Genomic DNA, 21,891 nt, shown 5'->3' on the forward strand with positions numbered 1-21,891 from the left:
GCCTCTCCGTTAATTATTATAAGGTCGATCAGTCAACTTTTTTGATAGATGAAGCACCCGATTTATCGTTATTCACGGTAGATGGGGAACCTTTATACTCAATTTCGGAAGCACCACTGGTATGCACATTCAGTGTTTTAAGCACATTGATCTTACAATGTCCAATGCCCGATGTTTCAATATCATAGTCACCAACAACAAAATCAAAGGCGTCTACTTTACCGGCTCCGCTCAGGTCAATTTTGTGCGATGCAGCCTGGCCTGTAAGGTGTACTTCTGTGGCGCCACTGCCATCGGTTGAAACATTGGCCGCGTTAAGGTCAAGCGTAACTTTAGTAGCACCTGAAAGATCAAGCTTGAAATCTTTAGCGTTGACCTTGCCATCAGAATTAACTTCAACCGCACCCGAAGCTTTAATTTCTTCAAGGTTTTTCACGCCGATGTTAATAACCATATCACCAGGATCGCAGAAATTCTTTTTTGATTTAATATGTAATACACCACCTTCAACCGAAGTTGAAATATATTTGATCAGGTTATCGTCGGCTTTGATATCGATAGTTAACGAACTATCCTGTTTCAGGTGTACTTTGAAAGCGCCCGAGATCTCAACTTTTTTAAAATCTTCGGCCTTGCGCTTTTCCGTAGTTTGATTTCCTGAGCCGTGCACACATCTATAATTGCATGATGATAATATGCCGGTAGCTACAAAAGCACTTACTATAGTGAAGGTAAAAAGGTATTTTTTCATGGTTTTGATGTTATGACGCCGGTTGGCAGTTTAGTGTTACATCAAAATTAAAAAAAGCTATCACATTTTAGATGATAGCTTTTGAATATATGATGGACTTTTGTAAAAGTAAGATATTAAAGACCTGCAAATTCGTTTTCAACGGTGTATTTAGCCGGAGCGTTGGTTACCTTATCTGTAAAGTTTACGGCTGCAAATGCGTTATTATTTACAAATGATTCGCGGGTATGGTTCAGAGTGTAAACATCGGCAGTACCGGTAAACTCGGCTTTAGCTTTGTCATTAACGTTTACTGTTGCAGCATAAGTATCAACATTTAATTTAGCAGATGCATTGTCATAAAGATTAACGTTAAGCTCAAGGGCTGCAAGTTTTCCGAATGATTTAACTTCGGCATTGTCATAAGCATTGATAGCTTTAAGATCATTTGCAGTTACCCAAACTACCAGTTTTTCGTTTTTGTACGAGGTGATACGTAAGGTACCGTTGTTGTTTTGTACCAATGCGCTTTCTGAGTAATATCGGTTATAAACTTTAACATTGTCGTTATCGCCGGCAGATACATATACTTCAACGTTACCGCGAACTTCGATCTTATTGATCTTGCTTACGTTGTTTAAAACTACGGCTGCGCCGTTATCTTTTTTGGTTGCTGCGTTAGCTGCAGTTGATACTCCAAGTGCTAAAACTAAAGAGGTTGCGATTGTTAATATTGTAGTTTTCATGATAATTAATATTTTGATTGTCAATTATTTGTGTTTCTATTTCATTTAATACACAGATAAGACGCCCCCATTTTTAAAACGTTACAGGCATTTCGGGCTAATTAGATGTACACCGGGTTTTAGTCGGCGAACAGCGGAATTACATCGGTAAACAGCGGAAGAATTTTTGTGCGCAGATATGCAGATTTCAGATGTGCAGATGAAAAGTGATGACGGCAATGCTATTAATGCCATTCGAAACCCTCTTTAATTGGGGCTGCTATAAACGCAAAAAGCGTTATTGTTCAATAACGCTTTTTACATTAACAAAAGAAGATATCTATGTCACCTCCGATAGAGTTTATCCCTTCCTCACATCTTTTAAATACTGGTTCAGCTTTTCGATGTTTTGCTTTAAGCCTTCATCAGCTTTAAATGTTTTTACTACCTGTATAAACTGCTCATGCGTTTCAAAAAGCATATGCCAGCTCAGAAAGGTTTGCTCTCCCCGTTCGTCAAACTCAATGGTTGCAACAAACTTCGGACTGCTGACATGCTCGTATACTATCTTTTTAAGTGGAATAACTTCTTTAAATACACTCTTATTTTTATAATCTGTCCCATCGGGGCCATGCATCACCAAATCCCACTCTCCTCCAGGTTTAATTTCCATTTTACTAATGGTATTGGTAAATCCATTTGGGCCCCACCATTGGGCAATATGTTCGGGTTGAGTCCAAACTTCCCATACCAGCTCAACCGGGGCATCTAAAGTTCTGGTTAAGCGCAGTTCACGATCTGCAGTGCTACTTTGATTGTTTTCCATTTCTTTCATTTTTTAGGTTTACTACATATTTCTCAAGATTATCCAATTTATTTTCCCAGTGCTGGCGATATTGATCAACCCAAACTGATATTTCGCCAAGCTGATCAAGCCGGGCTTCGCAGACCCTATCGCGGCCCTGCTGTTTAACGTTTATCAAACCGCAATCGGCCAGGATCTGGATATGCAGTGAAATTGCCTGCCGTGTAACATCAAAGTTTGCAGCTATCGCATTCACGTTATGCGGCTGTGCAGCAATCATATTGATAATCGCTCTTCGGGTGGGGTCGGCTATCGCCTGGTAAACATCTCGTCTGGCTTTCATAATTACGCAAGTAAGTACTTGCAAATATAAATGCAAGCATTTGCTTGCGCAAGTATTTTTTGAAAATAGTTTTATTCAATAAAAAACAAAAAACGTCGCCACCCTATTAAAGGTAACGACGCTCCAGAAAACAATTTGAGGTCAGTTCAATTTACCATGGCAGTTCTTTGCCAAAAGCTGATCGAGGCAGAGCAGAAAGACTTTGTTGAGATCATCAATAAGGGTGTTGCAGATGGCGAATATCGCCTGAAATAAACGCTGCCTATTATTGAAACAAGTTCAACATAACAATAACTTTTTAGTTATCTCATTGGTAATAATAGTAAAGCATCTTTTAACACGCGCCCGTTTGCAACGCAAAAAAGCCGCCCCTATCAGGGCGGCTACACTATATATAATTGACTCAAAAAAATGGCTGTTATAAAGTTGCAAATTGATCAACCGCTGGCTTGGTTTCTTTATTCAAAGTTTCGGTAGCGTGAGTGTATGCAAGGCCGTTGCTGTTCACATTTGAAGTTGCGTTACGGGTTAAGCTATACTCATTGGTGTTACCTTTAAGCTCGGCTTTGGCATTACCGCTTAGGGTGATGCTGGCGCTATAAGTATCCAGGTTAAGATTGGCAGATGCATTGTTGTTTAATTTAACATCAAGCTCGATGCCTGAAAGACTGCCGAATGATTTAATATCGGCATTATCATAAGCGTTAATGGCGCTCAATTGGTTTGCAGTTACCCAAACTACCAATTTTTCGGCTTTATATGATGAGATGCGCAATACGCCTTTTTGTGACTGAACCAGAGCGTTTTCAGAATAGTAGCGGTTGTAAACTTTTACCTGGTCGGCCGGGCCGCTTGATATATAAAGTTCAACATTGCCGTAAACTTCAATTTTGTTGATTTTGCTGATGTCGGTTAAAATGATGCCTGCATCAGTTTTAGCATTATTTGCAGATGCGATGTTTGCGAAGCCAAGTACCATAAACAGTACGGTAGCGATGGCGGTCAATGTAGTTTTCATGGTATTAATATTTTGATTGTCAAGTGATTATTATTTTATTTCATTGAATACATACATATGACGATCTCAAATAAAAAACGTTACAGCAGGTTTGGCCTAATTAGCTGTAGGGCAGGTTTTTGTCGGTAAAGGGGTGATTTTTCCCGGTGAAATGGGGGAGAAAATTTGAGGGGTAAATTCCAACAGGTCGTACCGAACTTGTTTCGGCACCTCACGTGCTACATTTACGCGCGCCGATCAAAGATGTAGACTTCTCTTGTGGGATCATGAAACAAGTTCAGGACGACAGTGGAGCATAAAATGCTTATTATTTGATCAACTTAAATAATAAGCCTCACCGTCGGTCTTAATCTTCCCTGCATCGAGCAGCAGGCGTACGGCCTCCATTTTTTCTTTTTCGGTACCGATGTTGATCCCGGTTATCAGTCCGCCGATATCGGGGTTGCTAATGCTGAGCAATTGTACTATTTCGGTGGTGATGTTGTCGAAAATTTCGTCTTGATTTACCCTGCGTTTTTCCTCAAGGCAAACATCGCAGATCCCACATTTACGACCATTTGGTTCATCAAAATAAGCCAGCAACATCTGGCTCCGGCAGCGTTTATGAATGGCGTAGGCAAAAACAGCTTCCATTTTTTGACGGTACACTTCTTTGCGCTGCTCAATATATTTCCTGTCGATAATGAGGTGGCTTCCCTGTACCCGTGGTTTTAAATAGGTAACCTGGGGCTTATCTGTTTGCTGCATATAGCTTATGAGGCCGTATTGCTGCAACTGTAACATCCCCTCAATAACCTGCTGAACACTTAAACCTGTTCGCCTTGCGATATCAAACTCCTTGATACGTACATAATTTTCAAACGCGCCACCGTATGAGCGCAGCAGGGTTTTGATAAACGGGTCCCAGCCGGCGTTCTGGATCTGGAAGTTGTATAGTTGTTCGTTAACTACCTCAAACTGAAAACGCGAGGGCAAAAATACGCTTTCGTTAAAAGCCAGGTATTCATCACGCTCTAAAAACTTAAGGGCGTTGAGTGTTTTAATAGCATCGAGTTTAAAGCGGCTACAAAATTCGCCAAGGTCGAGATCAAAGCTTAAACCCTCGCCGGCCTCATAAGCCACCTGGTAATAATTGGCCAGGTTGTGGTATACCTGCTTAATTTCCTCAACCGATGGAAAATTAAGCTCATACATCTTTTCCTGTGTAAGCTTATCAACAGGGTTATATAGCAGCACGCCAAAGGCTTTATTACCATCGCGCCCGCCCCGGCCGGCTTCCTGGTAATAGGCTTCCAAACTTTCCGGGATATCCTTGTGGATCACAAACCGTACATCCGGCTTATCTATCCCCATACCAAAAGCATTGGTAGCTACAATCACCCGTACCCGGTTATTTTTCCAGGCCTCCTGCTTTTCGGCGCGCTGGTCAACAGTCAGGCCTGCGTTGTAATAATCGGCCCGTATACCGTTATCCGTCAGGAACTTTGCTATCTCAAAAGTTTCCTTCCTGCTCCGTACATATACAATGCCGCTTCCCTTAACACCGCGTACGATATTGAGCATTTTACGGAACTTATCTTCTTCATGCTGCACCACATAACGGATATTGCGTCGTTCAAAACTTTGCTGGTAAACTACCGGGTTTTTGAATTTTAGCTTTTCCTGAATATCGGCCTTAACATCGGCGGTAGCTGTTGCTGTAAGCGCAAGCACGGGCACGTTGGGATGCAGCTCCCGCAGATCGGCAATATGCAGGTACGGCGGCCTGAAATCGTAACCCCATTGCGAAATACAATGCGCCTCGTCCACCGCGAAAAGGTTTACTTTCATGTACTTCACCCGCTCGCGCACCAATTCGCTCAGCAGGCGCTCGGGCGACAGGTACAGGAACTTTACCGAACCATAAATGCAATTATCCAGCGCCAGGTCTATCTCACGGCGACCCATTCCCGATACTATGGATATCGCGTTGATGCCTTTGGCCCGCAGGTTTTCAACCTGGTCTTTCATGAGCGCAATAAGCGGCGACACCACTATACAGATCCCCTCTTTAGCCAACGCCGGCACCTGGAAACAAACTGATTTACCGCCACCGGTAGGTAACAGCGCCAAAGTATCATTTCCTAATAAAACAGACTGGATGATCTCGGCCTGCATGGGCCTGAAAGTATCATGGTTCCAGTATTGTTTTAATATTTCTTCGATGGTCATGGGTAAACGCTGACCTCAAAACTATTAAATTTAAGGGAAATTTGGGCGGGTTATGGATAGAACGTTAAGGTCGGAATCAGAATTTATAGAATTAAGGATTTACAGATGCAAAGAAAATTCGAAATCGAACATCCGAAATCCCAAATTATCATTGTGGGCGTTACCTTCGGTCCGCGCTATCCGCTCATACTGCGCAGGCCTTAGCCGCTTGGCCGGTATCCGCTACTATAGCTAACGCAAAACAGGTAGTTAATTAAAACTCCATCAACCATTTATAAAACCCAGGCCAGTCGCCGTTCCATTGCTTTTCATTGTGGGTTGCGCCTTTGATTATCGTGACCGGCGCATTTTCGGGTTTTACCCCTCTTGATTTCAGCAAATCAGCCATCTTTTGCATGTCAGCAACCATGCTCTCACTTTCGGCATCACCGCAAACAAAATAAAATCGGCTCATTTTATTTATTGTAGCCTGTTGCGCCTGGTCATAAATCTGCGGCGCGATCCAGAACGCGGGCGAAAATACTCCTGCATTTCCAAACACCCCGGGATATTTAAGTGCCGCATACATCGAGATAAGTCCGCCCATGGAGCTGCCCGCAATGGTTGTGTGCGCGGCATCAGTTTGGGTACGGTAATGAGCATCAATATATGGCTTAAGCTCTTTAATCAAAAATTGAACATAATCGTCTCCCCTGCCTTCACCATATTTTGAATTATACGGGTCATACTCGGTTATGCGGTACTCGCCTCCATGATCGATACCTACTATAATACTTTCCTGCCGTACTGGTATTTTATCCATCATTTCATCAATGCCCCATTCGCCATAGCTTGAGGTGTAATCGTCAAAAAGGTTTTGACCGTCGTGCATGTAAATTACCGGGTATTTCTTTTTGTCTGCATCGTACCCGGCCGGCAGATAGATCCAAACCCTCCGCTGCCTGCCTAATTGCGGCATCTGAAATTTTTCGCTGATCAAATGTACCCTCGCTGTAGCGGTATGTTTCTTTTCGGGTACGCCAAAGTTATCCTGCCAGGCTTCAATGTCCAGCTTAATAGTTGTATCTGCGGTTATTTTTAGGTTGCGGTTATCAATGGGCTTGCCAGCAACATCGCATTCAACGGAGTTCCAACTGCCACGGGTCACTTTAAAATGCACGATACCAACCGGCAGTTCTTTGTTCAACACATAATTCCCGGCCGGGGTTTTGAGCAGTTCCCAGTTTTTATCAGCAGGATTCCAGCCGTTAAAATCGCCCGCCAGGAACAGGTGTTCAGACGAGCTTTTCAGGGTTGCTATTTTGCCGGTAAAAAAGGAGATTTTCACCTGGCTAAAAAGCAAAAAATTTTGTCCAAAAAGCAAAAACGCGCAGAAAATTATTTTTTTCATTATCATAAAAAGCTAAAAACCGGGAACGTTGCCGGGAACGTTCCCGGAAATGGGTTGCATAAAAGTAAAATCACCTATTGTGTACACCTGACACTTACTTATTTCACAAATATGCGTTTAAATCTAAATTTCGCATAAAAACAATAATTTTTCCCACTATTTTAATAAATTTCAATATTTCTTTAAAGTTAAAGAAGCCTTAATTAAACGCTTTAAAATTATCTTTTATATAAAATTTGCAATTGATATTTGTAAATGTAAATTAGTCGCATGCTGTTTCGGCCACAATAATAAACCAATTATAGACGGCAAAATAAGCCTTTTTTTATTCATAAAAATCAATAAGTAAATGAGAAAAAATTACTCAAAAAAGTATGTTCTTCTTTGTGCTTTCCTGATGATGTCATTCATGGCGTTTTCACAAACCGGGAGTATTAAAGGAAAGGTATCTGACGAAACCAACCAGCCCCTCCCCGGTGCTACGGTTACCGTCGATGGTACCACTATTGGTTCAACTACCGACGCTAATGGTAACTATGCCATTAACAATGTTAAAGCCGGTAATTACACCCTAAGCGTAAAATTTATCGGTTATATTACCATCAAAAAAACAGTAACCGTTAACGGTGCTACGGTCGAAAACTTCAGCCTCGCTCCCGAAAGCAAAAGCCTGAACGAGGTAGTGGTTATAGGTTACGGTACCCAGCGCAAAAAAGATCTTTCAGGCGCAATCACCAACGTAACCGCCAAAGATTTCCAAAAAGGCGTTATTACCACCCCCGAGCAATTAATTGCCGGTAAGGTTGCAGGTGTATCCGTAATATCAAACAGCGGCGCGCCTGGTGCAGGTAGTACGATTCGCGTACGTGCGGGTGTATCACTGGCGGCAGGCAATGATCCTTTGATCGTAATTGATGGTGTACCTATCGATCGTCCGCGTAACGGTGATGGCACATCGAAAATACCGGGCGTTGCAGACCCATTGAGCTTGATTAACCCAAATGATATTGAATCGTTTTCCATTCTGAAAGATGCGTCGGCTGCTGCTATTTATGGTAACAGGGCCTCAAACGGCGTTATATTGATCACTACTAAAAAGGGCAAAAGCGGTAAACCGGTTATCGATTTCAGCACTCAATTTTCGGCCAGCAAGCTCAACAAGTATGTCGACGTGCTTACAGGCGATCAAATACGCGATTATGTGAATGCCAATGGCACAGCCATACAAAAATCGCAGCTTGGCACAGCAAATACCAATTGGCAAAAGCAAATTTACCAAACAGGCATCACTACCGACAATAACATCAGTATATCAGGTGCAACGAAACACCTGCCGTATCGCGTCTCTGCCGGGTATTTTGATCAGACAGGTATTTTAAAAACCAGTTCATTACAGCGGTTTACCGGCGCAATTAACTTAAGCCCAAGCTTTTTTACAGACCATTTGAAAGTAACCCTGAATGCTAAAGGCTCACAGGTGAAACAACGGTTTGCAAATGAGGGGGCAATTGGAGCGGCAGTTAGCTTTGATCCTACCAAACCTGTTTACTCGGGCAGCAATCGTTTTGGTGGCTATTATGAATGGCTGAATGATCCATCAAAACCATCTACAAGCCAGCTTAAAGGGTTAGCCACGCTTAACCCACTGGGCCTACTTGAAGAGCAAGACAACCGCAGTAATGTTTATCGTAGCATAGGCAATCTCCAATTGGATTATAAGTTTCATTTTTTACCCGAATTACATGCAAATGTTAACTTAGGCTACGATGTATCTAAAGGCTCGGGCAGTGTAAACATTCCTGATAGTGCGGCTTCAAACTATAACGGATTTCAGGACGGTAAAGGGATCACTCATCGCGGCCAGCGAAACCCGTATAGAGGCACACAATCAAATACTATATTTGAAGGTTACTTCAGCTATGCTAAAGATCTAAAAAATATCGCAAGCCATATTGATGCGGTTGCCGGTTACTCATACCAGGATTTTAGCACAAAAAATTACTATTACGGATCCTATGCATTTGACGGAACCGAAAGACCCGGCTCTAATCCAAACTTTAATTTTGACGAACCGGAAAACAGGTTAATATCCGTTTATGGTCGTTTAAATTACGTATTTCAAGATAAATATATCTTGACCGGTACTGTACGCCGCGATGGTTCATCAAAATTCAACCCCGATAGAAGATTTGGTACCTTCCCTTCTGTGGCATTTGCCTGGAAATTAAAACAAGAGCAAATGTTTAAGGGAATAACTGCGTTATCTGATCTTAAATTACGCCTGGGTTACGGTATAACCGGCCAGCAGGATGGCATTGGTAACTATGATGTAATATCGTTTTATAATCTTAGTGGTAACGCCGCCCAATATCAATTAGGCGATATTTTATACAACCTGTACCGTCCGGGCGGATATTATTCACAACGTACCTGGGAGCAAACAGCATCATCAAATGCCGGGCTTGATTTTGGATTTCTTGACAACCGCATTACCGGTACCCTTGATTTTTACTACCGCAAAACATCAAAACTACTTAACAGCATACCCCAGCCAGCAGGCACTAACTTTTCAAATACCATTGTGGCCAACATTGGCGATTTAACCAGCAAGGGTGTTGAATTAAGCCTTAATGCAGATGTGATCAGATCACAGGATATGAACTGGAGCATAGGCTTTAATGCCACCTACAATACCAACAAAATTACCCGGCTTACCCTGGCTCCTGATCCAAGCTATCCCGGTGTGTTAACGGGGGGCATATCAGGCGGCACCGGTAATACAATCCAAATCAATTCGGTTAATTATCCCCGCCTTTCCTTTTACGTTTATCAACAGGTTTACGGTGCCGATGGCAGACCGCTTGACGGCGTTTTTGTTGACCGCAATAAGGATGGCATTATCAATAGCAGCGACCTTTACAGATATAAAAGCTCAGATCCTAAGGCATACTTCGGTCTTAATTCAAACTTTAATTATAAAAAATGGTCGGCAGGCTTCTCAGCAAGGGCAAGTGTAGGTAATTATGCTTACAACAACGTGCTCGCAAGCTCGGGCACACAATTAAGCGTATTTAACGGCATCGGAATTTTGAACAACGCTTCTACAAGTTTGCTTCAAACTGGTATAGTGGGCTCTTCTGATAAGATGAGGCTATCCGATTACTACATACAGAACGCGTCGTTTATAAAAATGGATAACATTAACCTCGGCTATAACTTTGGCAAAGTGTTTGGCAACACCGGCAATTTGCGTGTAAGTGCTAACGTACAAAACGTATTTACCATTACCAAATATAAAGGTCTTGACCCCGAAGTTAGCAGCGGCATTGATAACAATTTTTACCCAAGGCCGCGTACCTATGTGTTAGGTTTAAACCTTTCATTATAATATATAGCTGATAACGCAAAAAAGATTGACATGAAAAGAAATTCATTAAAATATATATTAATAACCGGTTTGATAGCCGGGAGTTTAACATCGTGCACCAAGAAGCTTAATTTGCTTCCTACCAATGATGTAACGGCAGAGCAGGTTTACAGCTCGCCCGAGGGTTACAAACAAGCATTTGCCAAGGTTTATGCAGCATACGCGCTAACCGGTAATACAGGGCCTGCCGGCAACGGCGACGTACAAGGTATTGACGAAGGCACGTCTGATTTTTTCCGCCTGATGTGGTGTGCTCAGGAATTACCGACCGACGAAGCTGTTGTTGGTTGGGGAGATGTGGGGCTGCCGGATTTTCACAGCATGACCTGGTCATCAAGCAACCTGTTCCTTACAGGCTTATACTATCGTTGTATGTATCAGATTACATTGGCTAATGATTTTATCCGCCAGTCGTCTGATGCTAAACTAAGCAGCAGGGGAATTACCGGCGCCGATGCTGATAAAGTTCATCAATATGTTGCTGAGGCGCGCTTTTTAAGAGCCTATCAATATTCGATTTTAATGGATTTATTTGGAAACCCTCCATTCGTTACCGAAAACGACGCTTTGGGTGGTGCCTTGCCTGAGCAAATAAGCCGTAAAGATCTGTTTACCTATATTGAAGGCGAGCTTAAAGCAATTGATGGAGGCCTTGCTGATGCCCGCACTAACGAATATGGCCGCGCAGATAAAGCTGCTGCATGGGCATTATTAGCCAGGATCTATCTTAATGCTGAGGTTTATACCGGTACAGCTAATTATGCAGCTGCGGTAACCTATTCAAAAAAGGTGATTGATGCCGGTTATTCATTAGTTAGTGACTATACCAAATTAATGCGTGCTGATAACAACCTCAATAAAAATGAGTTTATTTTAACCATTAACTATGATGGCTTACATACACAAAGTTATGGTGGTGCTACTTTTATGACACACGCTCCTGTAGGTGGCAGTATGCCTGCCGCTGATTTCGGAATTTCAGGCGGCTGGGCCGGTTTACGTACTACCAAAGCTTTTGTAAACCTGTTTCCGGGAGGCGCCTCGAGTGCTGATAAACGTGCCCAGTTTTATACCGATGGCCAAAATATCGATATCAATACCATAAGTAGCTTTACCGATGGCTACGCTATCAGTAAATTCAAAGATGTTAAGATAAACGGTGCTCCCCCGCAAAGTTTGGATTATGCAGATATGGACCTTCCTATTTTCCGTTTAGCCGAACAATATTTGATCTATGCCGAAGCTACTACACGCGGCGGTGGCGGCGATGCCGCACTTGCTTTAAGCTATGTTAACAAATTAAGGGCCCGTGCCTACCAAAGTGCCACCACCGGCCAGTTAACCGCTTTAACAACCGACCTGTTGCTTGATGAAAGAGGACGTGAGCTGTACTGGGAAGGTTTCCGCCGTACGGATCTTATCCGTTACAAAAAGTTTGTAGAGGCTACCTATTTGTGGCCGTTTAAAGGCGGTTCAAAAGATGGAAAAGGCGTTGAAAGCTTTCGCACGGTATATCCGTTACCATCGGCAGATGTTACAGCTAACCCTAATCTGAAACAAAATACAGGATATTAAAATATACCGGGAGATGTTCACAAAGCATCTCCCGCAAAACCATAAAACCTAAAAAGGATATGAAAAAAATATTTACCACGCTCCTGGCAATTGGCGGTATTGCGCTGCTGATGCTGGCATCATGTAAAAAAGATGAAGTAAAGGTTGTAGCAAACGTGGGCAAAGTAGGCGCTTTAACATCAACAACAACCGCCCCTGAACTTTCAAAGCCCAACGCTAATAATGATGCTATTACCTTTAGCTGGGCCGCAACCCCGGTAACTGGTTACAATGCCCCTATCACCTATACTATACAGTTAGATGTAAAAGGCAATAGTTTTAAAAACGCAAGAGAAGTAAGCACCGATAAGCTTACCCAAACGCTTAAAGTGGGTGTGCTTAACGATATGTTAACAGCATTGAAGCTATCTTATGACAACCCATCGCAAGTTGAGGTGCGCATTAAATCATCAGCGGCTCCAAACCTGGCTGCTACCTACTCAAACATTATTACATTAACGGTATTACCATACCAGGGTACAGGCTATATTTATGTTCCCGGTGCTTACCAGGGATGGGATCCCAAAACTGCCGATAGTCTTACTTCGCCAAATAATGACGGCGTGTATGATGGTTATATCGGTTTCCCTGCAGGTAAGCTTGAATTTAAACTTACTCCTAAAAAGGTTTGGGACGTTGCATACGGAGATGCAGGCAGCGGAAAAATAAGTACTACCGGCGGTAACCTTTCAGTACCTGCCGCAGGATACTATGCATTGCATGCTGTTATTGATCAAAACGATAAAACAAAAGGCACATTTACGGCTACCCCTGTGTTCTGGAGCATTATCGGCGATGCTACCCCCGGCGGCTGGAGTACCGATACAGATATGCTTTATGATGCCACCACCAAAACCTGGAGCGTTACAGTTGCTTTAATTGCCGGCAAGGATATGAAATTCAGGTTTAATCACAGCTGGGATTTAAACTTAGGCGGTACGCCAGGTGCACTAACTCCAGGCGGAGCTAATTACACCATTACAACCGGCGGTACGTACAAAATAGTATTAGATACTAAGGCTAACACGTTCACTATTACAAAGCTATAAGCACAAAAACTGCAGTTGATTGATTTATTTATATGGCTCCGCATGGTGAAAACCGGCGGGGCTTCTTATCTGAACCTTGATTTGCCTGATTTTAGGATTATAGGATGATTGAAAATACGGTGATTTCAACGTTTTAAAGATAACCTGATTAACCACGAATATTAACATGGCTCTTCTTTTGATAAGATCAATCCCCCAAAGCATATGATATCAAGGAAATTCTCAAATCCTAAAAATCAAGTTTCAGACGAAAAAAGCGATGAGGTCATCCCCCATCGCCTTTTTATTTAAGTAATTTTTTTCTTCTATGAACTATGATCCATCAACTATGAACCATATAAATTTACCTGTTTGCTATCTCCACATACTCTTTAGAGGTGGCACCAACGTAAATCTGGCGCGGACGACCGATAGGTTCTTTGTTTTCTTTCATTTCTTTCCACTGAGCAATCCATCCCGGTAAACGGCCAAGCGCAAACAGTACAGTAAACATATCTGTAGGGAAGCCTAAGGCGCGGTAAATGATACCGGAGTAAAAATCAACGTTAGGATAAAGTTTACGCTCAACAAAGTAAGGATCTTTCAGGGCAACTTCTTCCAGTTTTTTGGCTATTTCCAATACCTCATCGTTGATGCCCAGTTTTTCTAAAATATCATCACATGCCTTTTTGATGATCCTTGCACGCGGATCAAAGTTTTTATAAACACGGTGACCAAAACCCATTAAACGGAAAGGATCGTTTTTGTCTTTAGCCTTAGCAATCCATTTATCAGTATCACCACCATCTTCTTTAATCTTCTCCAGCATTTCAATTACAGCCTGGTTGGCGCCGCCATGTAATGGTCCCCAAAGCGCTGAAATACCTGCAGATACCGAAGCATAAATATTGGAATCAGACGAACCTACTATACGAACGGTAGAAGCAGAACAGTTTTGCTCATGATCGGCATGTAAAATTAACAGCTTGTTCATAGCGTCAATAACCACCGGATCAATCTCCACCTCCTCTGTACGCTGACCAAAGGTCATGTGCAGGAAGTTGGTAACGTAATCGTATTTATTTTGGGGATATATAACAGGGTGCCCTAACGATTTTTTATAGATCCATGAAACCACGGTAGCCATTTTAGCAAGCATTTTAATAATGCTTTGGTTAAGTTCTTCGGTGGTTTGGGATGGCTTTAATGATTCGGGATAAAAAGCCGATAATGCAGATACCAATGAAGACAACTGCCCCATCGGGTGCGATTTTGACGGAAAGCCATCAAAAAACTTTTTCATGTCCTCATGCACCAAAGTATGGCGGCTTAGCTCGTACTGGAAAGATTTTAGCTTTTCGGCAGATGGCAGCTCGCCATAGATCAGCAAATAAGCGACTTCAATAAATGATGATTTTTCGGCTAACTGCTCAATTGGATAACCACGATATTTAAGTATTCCCTGCTCGCCATCTAAAAAAGTAATGGCGCTTTTGGTAGCGCCTGTATTTTTGTACCCGATGTCAAGTGTTACATAACCGGTTTGATCGCGAAGCTTAGAAATATCGATTGCCTTTTCACCTTCAGTGCCCTCAATTACCGGGAGCTCAAATGTTTTATCACCAATTTTTAGTTGTGCTGTTTCCGCCATAGAAATTTGTATCTGCAACAAATGTAAATAAATCTGCGTATTAATAACCGCTAATATAATTTACTGTTTGTAAAAATTTTCGGCCAAATTTATTATTTTACAACCTGTATTTGTGCTTATAGACGTTAATAATTGATTAAAAAATTACTGCAAAACATGTCGTTAAAAGGTAACTCATTGGTAATGATCCAAAACCAAGCTACCGTTTACCGCCTTTTACTCATAGGCTTATTTATTGCAAGTCCTTCGTTACACTATCTTTGCTTCCACAATTCTTACGATCCGTTTTGGCTAAGGGCGATAAACTGTTTTTTTTGTGCTATAACGCTATTTTTTTCTTTCGGTAACAATAAAATTTTTTACAAAGCGGGGATTTTTGCAACCGTTTTGTCTTTCCTGGTCATAAACAACTGCATTTTACTTGCCAAAAACGGGTTTGAACATGTGTACCTGTTTAGCGCAATAACCATTTTTATTGCCTTAACCCTTTTTTGCAAAAAAAGCAGGGAATTCATAATTATCTGCGAGGCTAACCTTGCGGCTATTATAACCGCCTATTTTACCGCGCCCAGGCTTGCCATTTCGCCCGCAGTGCTGATAGTGCTTATTTTGGTTTTCACTGTAATAGCCTATGTTTCATTTTTAGTGGTGATGGCTTATCAATACCAGTTAAAAAATGCTGTTAATAACGTAATGAAGCTTAACCAAAGCCTTATAGTTAATGATGCCAAGCTGCGTGAAAGTCGTAATCATCTCAACGCGCTCATTAACTCGTTAAATGACATCATTTTTGAGTTTGATGAAAACAAAACCTGTATTAACGTATGGTTTAATGAAATGACCGAGCGCGTAGTTGATCCGCGGATAGCGATTGGCAAAACGCTCGATAAGGTAGTAGGCCCGCAAAAAGCCGAGAAGTATGACAGGGCTTTAAACTATGTAATAGAAAACCGCAAACCCATATCAATAGAGTTTTTATCAGACTACGAAAGCGGACATTCCTTTACAGCTAACTTTACCCCCGTATTTGATAAAACAACAGGTTATACCGGCCGGATCTCGGCTTCAGTAGTGGATATAACCGAACAAAAGAAATATGAACGGGCCCTTAAAGAAAACGAAGATCAGTTACTGGAAGCTCAAAACATTGCTAAAATAGGCAACTGGTGGTATGACCACGAAAGTAAGGAAACATTTTGGTCGGCCAACCTCAATGACCTGCTCGGGATTGAAGATATCCCCACAGGCATGAACCACTTTCAATATTATATAAGCCTGGTACATCCTGACGACAGGGAGAACGTTTTTGAATACCTTGCATCCATCCGCACAACAACACAAAACCAACTTGAGCATAAATTTATCACACCGGCGGGCAACTTAAAATATATCAGGATCCAACGCGGCGAAAAGAAATTACTGTCAGACACAGTTACACGCACATTTGGCATTATTCAGGATATTACCGAGGCCCGCCTTGCCGATAAAGCGGTTAAACTAAGCCAGCTTGAGCTGATGGAAGCCCAGGCCATTGCTAAAATAGGCAACTGGAAATATGACGTAGCGTCGCGTCGCCTGTCCTGGTCGGAAGAGTTGAACGGCATTTATGAACTTAACCAGGATACCTCTTCATGCCAGCGCTGTTTTATAAAGTTGCTGCTTAAGCATGTACATCCTAACGACAGGTTTATTGTCAGGAGCTTATTGCGTAACGAGTTAAGCAACATGGATTCATCCTATGAATACCGCATCATAACTACTGGCGGCAATACCAAACACCTGAGCATTATAGCGGGCAAGCGTCTGTATAATGACGACGGAAGTGTGCGTAAAATTATAGGTACCCTGCAGGATATTACGGAACGCAAACAGGCGGAGCTTGATTTCAGAAACGTTGAAAGCAAATACCGGCGGGTATTAGAAACTGTTAATATGATAGCAATAACGGTTAACGACAGTGGCATTGTTACCTTTTGCAACAAATACCTGGCAAACCTGGTAGGATATACCCAAGCCGAGATCATTGGCATGAATTGGATGGACAATTTTATTCCCGATGATCTGAAAGATTTTTTAAAGAACTGGTTTATAAATGACAGTTTTTTACCGCATTACATTAACCCTATTATTTGCCGTAACGGCGAGCAACGGATAATAAGCTGGCAAAATACGGTTTTTTATGACGAAAACGGCGTTTTTAAGGAGACCACAGCGCTTGGCGAAGACATAACAGACCAGGAGAAAGCGCGGCAGGACCTGATCTGGGCTAAAGAAATGGCCGAAAAGTCATCTAAGTTCAAGTCGGAATTTTTATCCATCATGAGCCATGAGATCCGTACGCCGATGAACGCGGTTATTGGCACAACCAACCTGTTACTTGACGAAAACCCAAGGCCCGACCAGGTGGAATACCTCAATACGCTCAAGTTTTCGGGCGAAAATCTGCTGGCCATTATCAATGACATTTTAGATTATAATAAGATTGAGGCTGGCAAACTGCAACTAAATAACTCACGGTTCAACATTCACCAGCTAATCCATAAAATAAAGCAATCTTTTGAGCCGAAGGCGGCCGAAAAAAAACTAAGACTTGAATTGATAGCAGATGATACCATTCCCGGAGATTTAATTGGTGATGCGATGCGACTGAGTCAGATACTTAATAATCTGATCAGTAATGCCATTAAATTTACACATACAGGTAAGGTTATTATCCGGTTGGATAAGGATGTGATAACCCCAAACACCGTTAATATTAAATTTGCGGTTGCCGATACAGGTATAGGCATTTCGCCCGAAAGCTTCAACATTGTTTTTGATCCTTTTATGCAGGACCAACAGGTAATTGATAATGACTATGGAGGAACCGGTTTAGGCCTCGCTATTACCAAACGGCTGGTTGAGCTGCATAAAGGTACAATTGCAGTATCAAGCGAACTGGGTAAGGGTACCACATTTAGTTTTGCTATAAATTTCGCCCTCGCCCCCGAAACCACCGCTCTGAAACAGGGTGCTGTTGCGGCTAATGCTCCAACCAACAATTTACAGGGCATGAATATTTTAGTTGTTGACGACAACAAAATGAACCTGATGATAGCCGGCAAATTTTTAAGACGCTGGAATGCCCACGTTCACGAAGCATTAAACGGGCAAATAGCTGTTGACCTGACTAATCAAAATTCTTATGACCTTATTATTATGGACCTGCAAATGCCAGTTATGAACGGCTTTGAAGCAACGGCGGTAATTAAACAAAAACAGCCCGATTTGCCAATAATAGCCCTCACGGCCGACGCCATGCCCGAAACCTACCAACAAGCGCTGGAAGCGGGTATGTGTGATTATTTGACTAAACCTTTTGTTCCTGAAGTACTGTACAGCAAATTGGTAAAACATATCAGGCAATCAGTGTAACTTCGGATTTCGGATGTTCGATTTTGGATCGAGGCGAAAGGTAAAATCCTAAAGGCTAAAGGCTTAAAAACCTCCGCTATTCGAAGCCCCCAATATTCGAAGCCTATGCCTTCGAATAAACTATACCCGGAGTTTGTAACTCCAGCCCTGCACACTAATGAAATCATGTCACAATAGCCTATGTACGTGATTGCAAACTACATACATAAATCCTCTGTAGACGAAGTCTACGGGCAGCGAAGCGATCAGTATACAAATCGCTTTAAAATATCATAAAATCCTTCAATCATGAAAATCATGGTTCAAAATAAAAAAGCGATAGGGATCGCCTATCGCTTTAAATATGATCAACGAAATCAACGTAATCAGTGAGATCAACGATCTTAGTTAATCTGTTCTTTCACCGTTCCGCACTCTTTCATATGTTCAGGAAAATAGGGATTTACAATTGGTTTTGTCGACGAAAGCCAGTACCCCCCTTTTCCACCATCGGCCATTGGGCAAAAATCAACATAAATTGGCGCCGACTTGAATTTCGCACCTTTTACCAAAGCGATAACATCTTTACTTAATACCAAAAACGCTTCGCGCTGGGCTTTGATATCTGCTGCATTGCTTATCTGGTGCGCCACAGCGGCTGTTTCGCTGCAACCTTTTATACCCGAAAGCTTACCTTCCAAAGCTGTAGCGGCTGTTTTTATGCCGGCGGGGTCCGATTTAATAAACTCATCTTTTAAAGCGATATAAGCCTTAAAAACATCACTGGTGTTACCTGTATCTGCAACCCGAGCTTCCGCTTCTGGCTTTGCAGCAACTGTCGTATCCACTTTAGCAGTATCCTGTTGTTTGGCAGGCTGATTACATGCAGCGGCAACGGCTAAAGCCGCTAAAAAACAAAATCCTTTAATTATTTTCATATTACAATTAGTTTGTACGGATAGCTTCTACCGGGTCCAGCCTCGAGGCCGAATACGCGGGAATAATGCCAGCTATCACCCCTATTATAATTGAATAGCTTAAACCCCGTGTAACGTTAGCAGCATCAAGTATTACCTGTACATCTAAAGCGGCCTTTACGGCAAACGTGGCCAGATATACAAAAAACAATCCGATGATCCCGCCCACAAAACAAAGCAAAACCGATTCAATTAAAAACTGCAATAATATGAAATAGTTTTTAGCCCCTAATGATTTTTGTATCCCTATGATATTGGTGCGTTCCTTTACCGATACGAACATGATATTAGCGATACCAAAACCACCAACTAAAATGGAGAACCCGCCAATGATAGCACCGGCAATGTTAACCACTTTAAAAAGATCGTCGAGCTGCTGGGTGATCATGGTTGTACGGTTTAACGAAAAATTATCATCAGCTCCGGGCCTCAGCCTCCTGATAGAACGCATAAGCCCTTTAATTTCACTTTCAACATCATCGGTCGGGATTCCTTTTTTTCCGCGCACAATAATTGAAGGACCATATTTTGAACTCTGTATATCAATTAAGTTGCGGGCAAAGTTAAGGGGCAACAGCACCTCCTTATCTGTAGAGATACCAAGCATATCCTTACCCTGTTTTGAAAACACGCCTACAATGGTCACATACCGCCCCATAACCTTGATCTGCTTACCTACGGCGTCGCCATCGGGGAAAAGGGCCTGGGCTATATCATAACCGATATCGGTTATAGGCGCCCCGGTTTTTGATTCCATTTCGGTAAAGTAACGACCGCTCTCAAGGTCAAAATTCCAGGTTTTGTCATGATCCTGCGATGCAGCGTCTACCTGGGCGCCTTCAACCGTGTTGCTCTTATACTTAATAGTGCGGTTATCAATATTTATTTCGTATGATAATGCCTCGGCTGTTGTGATACGGCGCGAAAGTTCGTTAAAATCGCGAAGGTCAGATTCAGGCCTTTGCAGGTATTTCCACCAGGGGAAATCACTCCCGCCTACCCATGGCCACTTTTGCACATATATACTGTTATTACCCAGTTTATTAACACTATTTTGCAGGTTATTACGCAGGGTATCAACTGCCGATTGTACAGCTATGATAGTAAATATACCAATGGTTACCCCAAGCAATGACAGCAACGTACGTGTTTTATTCTGCCGCAGGGCATCGCCGGCAAACAAAAAACTTTCCCTTAAAAGTTTTAAAAAAAGCATATAACTTATTTTGATCTTACTTGTTAATCAATCCTAATTGCACGGTTAAAGCGTGGAGGTAATAATAATATAACGGGCGCTTTTATTACTGATATGTTAAGCCGCCTGCTAATATTTTTTTAGACAACAGTACATGATTTAAGTTACAGCATTTTGCAATTAATATAATGGTAGTGTAATTAAACTGCTTCTTAAAAAAATCTATTAAATTAACAAAAAAATTCGTACATTTGCGCCCTTGAAAATTCATAAAAACAAGCATGAAATTATCTCAATTTAAATTCAACTTACCTGAATCCCTTATCGCCCATTCACCCTCTGCCACCCGCGATGAATCACGTTTAATGGTTTTACACAAAGATTCGGGCAAAATTGAGCATAAAATATTTAAAGACGTGCTGGATTATTTTGATGATAAGGATGTAATGATCCTTAATAATACTAAAGTTTTCCCTGCCCGTTTATATGGCAACAAAGAAAAAACCGGTGCTACCATCGAAGTATTTTTGCTACGCGAATTGAATAAAGAACTGCGTTTATGGGATGTACTGGTTGACCCGGCCCGTAAAATACGCGTGGGCAATAAATTATATTTTGGCGATGACGATTTGCTGATTGCAGAAGTTGTTGACAACACCACTTCACGCGGCCGTACTATCCGCTTTTTGTTTGACGGTACAGACGAAGAATTCCGTCGTAACGTTGAAATTTTAGGCGAAACACCACTGCCTAAATACATTAAACGCAAAGCTACTGCAGAAGATAAAGAGCGTTACCAAACCATTTTCGCTAAACATGAAGGCGCCGTTGCTGCTCCTACTGCCGGTTTACACTTCAGCCGTGAGCTTATGAAACGCCTTGAATTAAAAGGTGTTGATTTTGCGGAAGTTACTTTGCACGTTGGTTTAGGCACCTTCCGCCCGGTTGAGGTTGAGGATTTAACCAAACACAAAATGGATTCGGAGCAATTTATCATTGAGCAAAAACAAGCTGATATTGTAAACCGCGGCATTGAACGCAAAGCACGCATCTGTGCAGTTGGCACAACTTCAATGCGTGCCATTGAATCGGCTGTATCGGCAAACAAAACCCTGAAAGCTGCTAACGACTGGACCAGCAAATTCATTTTCCCGCCGTATGATTTCAGCATTGCTAACTCAATGATCACCAACTTCCATACACCTGAGTCAACACTATTGATGATGATTTCGGCATTCGGCGGTTACGAGCACGTAATGAATGCATACGAAATTGCCGTAAAAGAAAAATATCGTTTTTACAGCTACGGTGATGCGATGCTGATCATCTAATCTTTTTAGATTTGAGATATAAGATTTGAGATATGGGACCATGGTTTCATATC

At 42.0% G+C, this 21,891-nt stretch carries 15 protein-coding genes; 5 read left to right on the forward strand and 10 right to left on the reverse strand.

All coding sequences use genetic code 11. The features are described from left to right. Positions 1 to 28: 28 nt before the first annotated feature. The 7 genes from J3L18_RS13180 to J3L18_RS13210 form a co-directional block, all read right to left on the reverse strand. On the reverse strand, positions 29 to 751 hold the full coding sequence (locus J3L18_RS13180) for a head GIN domain-containing protein (RefSeq protein ID WP_129567499.1): 723 nt from the start codon (positions 749 to 751) through the stop codon (positions 29 to 31). Positions 752 to 867: 116 nt separating this feature from the next. After that, positions 868 to 1,476 (reverse strand): GIN domain-containing protein, encoded by a 609-nt coding sequence (locus J3L18_RS13185; RefSeq protein WP_129567500.1) that lies wholly within the window; start codon positions 1,474 to 1,476, stop codon positions 868 to 870. Between the two features lie 340 nt (positions 1,477 to 1,816). After that, positions 1,817 to 2,281, reverse strand: coding sequence for an SRPBCC family protein (locus J3L18_RS13190; RefSeq protein WP_129567501.1), 465 nt, complete (start codon positions 2,279 to 2,281; stop codon positions 1,817 to 1,819). Then, on the reverse strand, positions 2,262 to 2,603 hold the full coding sequence (locus J3L18_RS13195; RefSeq protein ID WP_090524524.1) for an ArsR/SmtB family transcription factor: 342 nt from the start codon (positions 2,601 to 2,603) through the stop codon (positions 2,262 to 2,264). Before J3L18_RS13195 ends, J3L18_RS13190 begins: the two co-directional genes overlap by 20 nt. 418 nt (positions 2,604 to 3,021) lie before the next feature. Next, positions 3,022 to 3,621 (reverse strand): GIN domain-containing protein, encoded by a 600-nt coding sequence (locus J3L18_RS13200; RefSeq protein WP_129567502.1) that lies wholly within the window; start codon positions 3,619 to 3,621, stop codon positions 3,022 to 3,024. A 315-nt stretch (positions 3,622 to 3,936) separates the two neighbouring features. Further along, positions 3,937 to 5,832, reverse strand: a complete 1,896-nt coding sequence (locus J3L18_RS13205) for a RecQ family ATP-dependent DNA helicase (RefSeq protein ID WP_129567503.1) — start codon at positions 5,830 to 5,832, stop codon at positions 3,937 to 3,939. A gap of 253 nt (positions 5,833 to 6,085) precedes the next feature. Further along, the gene (locus tag J3L18_RS13210; protein WP_189548999.1) at positions 6,086 to 7,222 is read right to left on the reverse strand and encodes an alpha/beta hydrolase; all 1,137 of its coding nucleotides are present in this window, start codon (positions 7,220 to 7,222) and stop codon (positions 6,086 to 6,088) included. A 349-nt stretch (positions 7,223 to 7,571) separates the two neighbouring features. Between J3L18_RS13210 and J3L18_RS13215 the strand changes: the two genes are divergently transcribed. Genes J3L18_RS13215 through J3L18_RS13225 form a run of 3 tightly spaced genes read left to right on the forward strand, consistent with a single transcriptional unit; the run spans position 7,572 to position 13,312 of the window. Then, positions 7,572 to 10,610, forward strand: a complete 3,039-nt coding sequence (locus tag J3L18_RS13215) for a SusC/RagA family TonB-linked outer membrane protein (protein WP_129567505.1) — start codon at positions 7,572 to 7,574, stop codon at positions 10,608 to 10,610. A gap of 30 nt (positions 10,611 to 10,640) precedes the next feature. Further along, the gene (locus J3L18_RS13220) at positions 10,641 to 12,224 is read left to right on the forward strand and encodes a RagB/SusD family nutrient uptake outer membrane protein (protein WP_129567506.1); all 1,584 of its coding nucleotides are present in this window, start codon (positions 10,641 to 10,643) and stop codon (positions 12,222 to 12,224) included. 59 nt (positions 12,225 to 12,283) lie between these two features. After that, on the forward strand, positions 12,284 to 13,312 hold the full coding sequence (locus J3L18_RS13225) for a SusE domain-containing protein (protein ID WP_129567507.1): 1,029 nt from the start codon (positions 12,284 to 12,286) through the stop codon (positions 13,310 to 13,312). A gap of 343 nt (positions 13,313 to 13,655) precedes the next feature. On the opposite strand, the gene J3L18_RS13230 is transcribed toward J3L18_RS13225, so the two are convergent. Next, positions 13,656 to 14,942, reverse strand: a complete 1,287-nt coding sequence (locus J3L18_RS13230) for a citrate synthase (protein WP_091171554.1) — start codon at positions 14,940 to 14,942, stop codon at positions 13,656 to 13,658. A gap of 132 nt (positions 14,943 to 15,074) precedes the next feature. Between J3L18_RS13230 and J3L18_RS13235 the strand changes: the two genes are divergently transcribed. Beyond that, positions 15,075 to 18,356: a PAS domain-containing hybrid sensor histidine kinase/response regulator gene (locus tag J3L18_RS13235; protein ID WP_129567508.1), complete on the forward strand. Its 3,282-nt coding sequence runs from the start codon at positions 15,075 to 15,077 to the stop codon at positions 18,354 to 18,356. A 383-nt stretch (positions 18,357 to 18,739) separates the two neighbouring features. Here J3L18_RS13235 and J3L18_RS13240 read toward each other — a convergent pair whose 3' ends face one another. Further along, the gene (locus tag J3L18_RS13240) at positions 18,740 to 19,273 is read right to left on the reverse strand and encodes a DUF3347 domain-containing protein (protein WP_129567509.1); all 534 of its coding nucleotides are present in this window, start codon (positions 19,271 to 19,273) and stop codon (positions 18,740 to 18,742) included. 7 nt (positions 19,274 to 19,280) lie between these two features. Then, entirely contained in the window at positions 19,281 to 20,528 is a 1,248-nt protein-coding gene (locus J3L18_RS13245; RefSeq protein WP_091171548.1) for an ABC transporter permease, read from the reverse strand. Between the two features lie 260 nt (positions 20,529 to 20,788). Between J3L18_RS13245 and queA the strand changes: the two genes are divergently transcribed. Continuing rightward, a complete protein-coding gene (gene queA, locus J3L18_RS13250; protein ID WP_129567510.1) occupies positions 20,789 to 21,838 on the forward strand; it encodes a tRNA preQ1(34) S-adenosylmethionine ribosyltransferase-isomerase QueA in 1,050 nt (349 codons plus the stop codon). Positions 21,839 to 21,891 lie beyond the last annotated feature (53 nt).

The organism is Mucilaginibacter gossypii (assembly GCF_017569325.2).
Lineage (GTDB): Bacteria > Bacteroidota > Bacteroidia > Sphingobacteriales > Sphingobacteriaceae > Mucilaginibacter > Mucilaginibacter gossypii.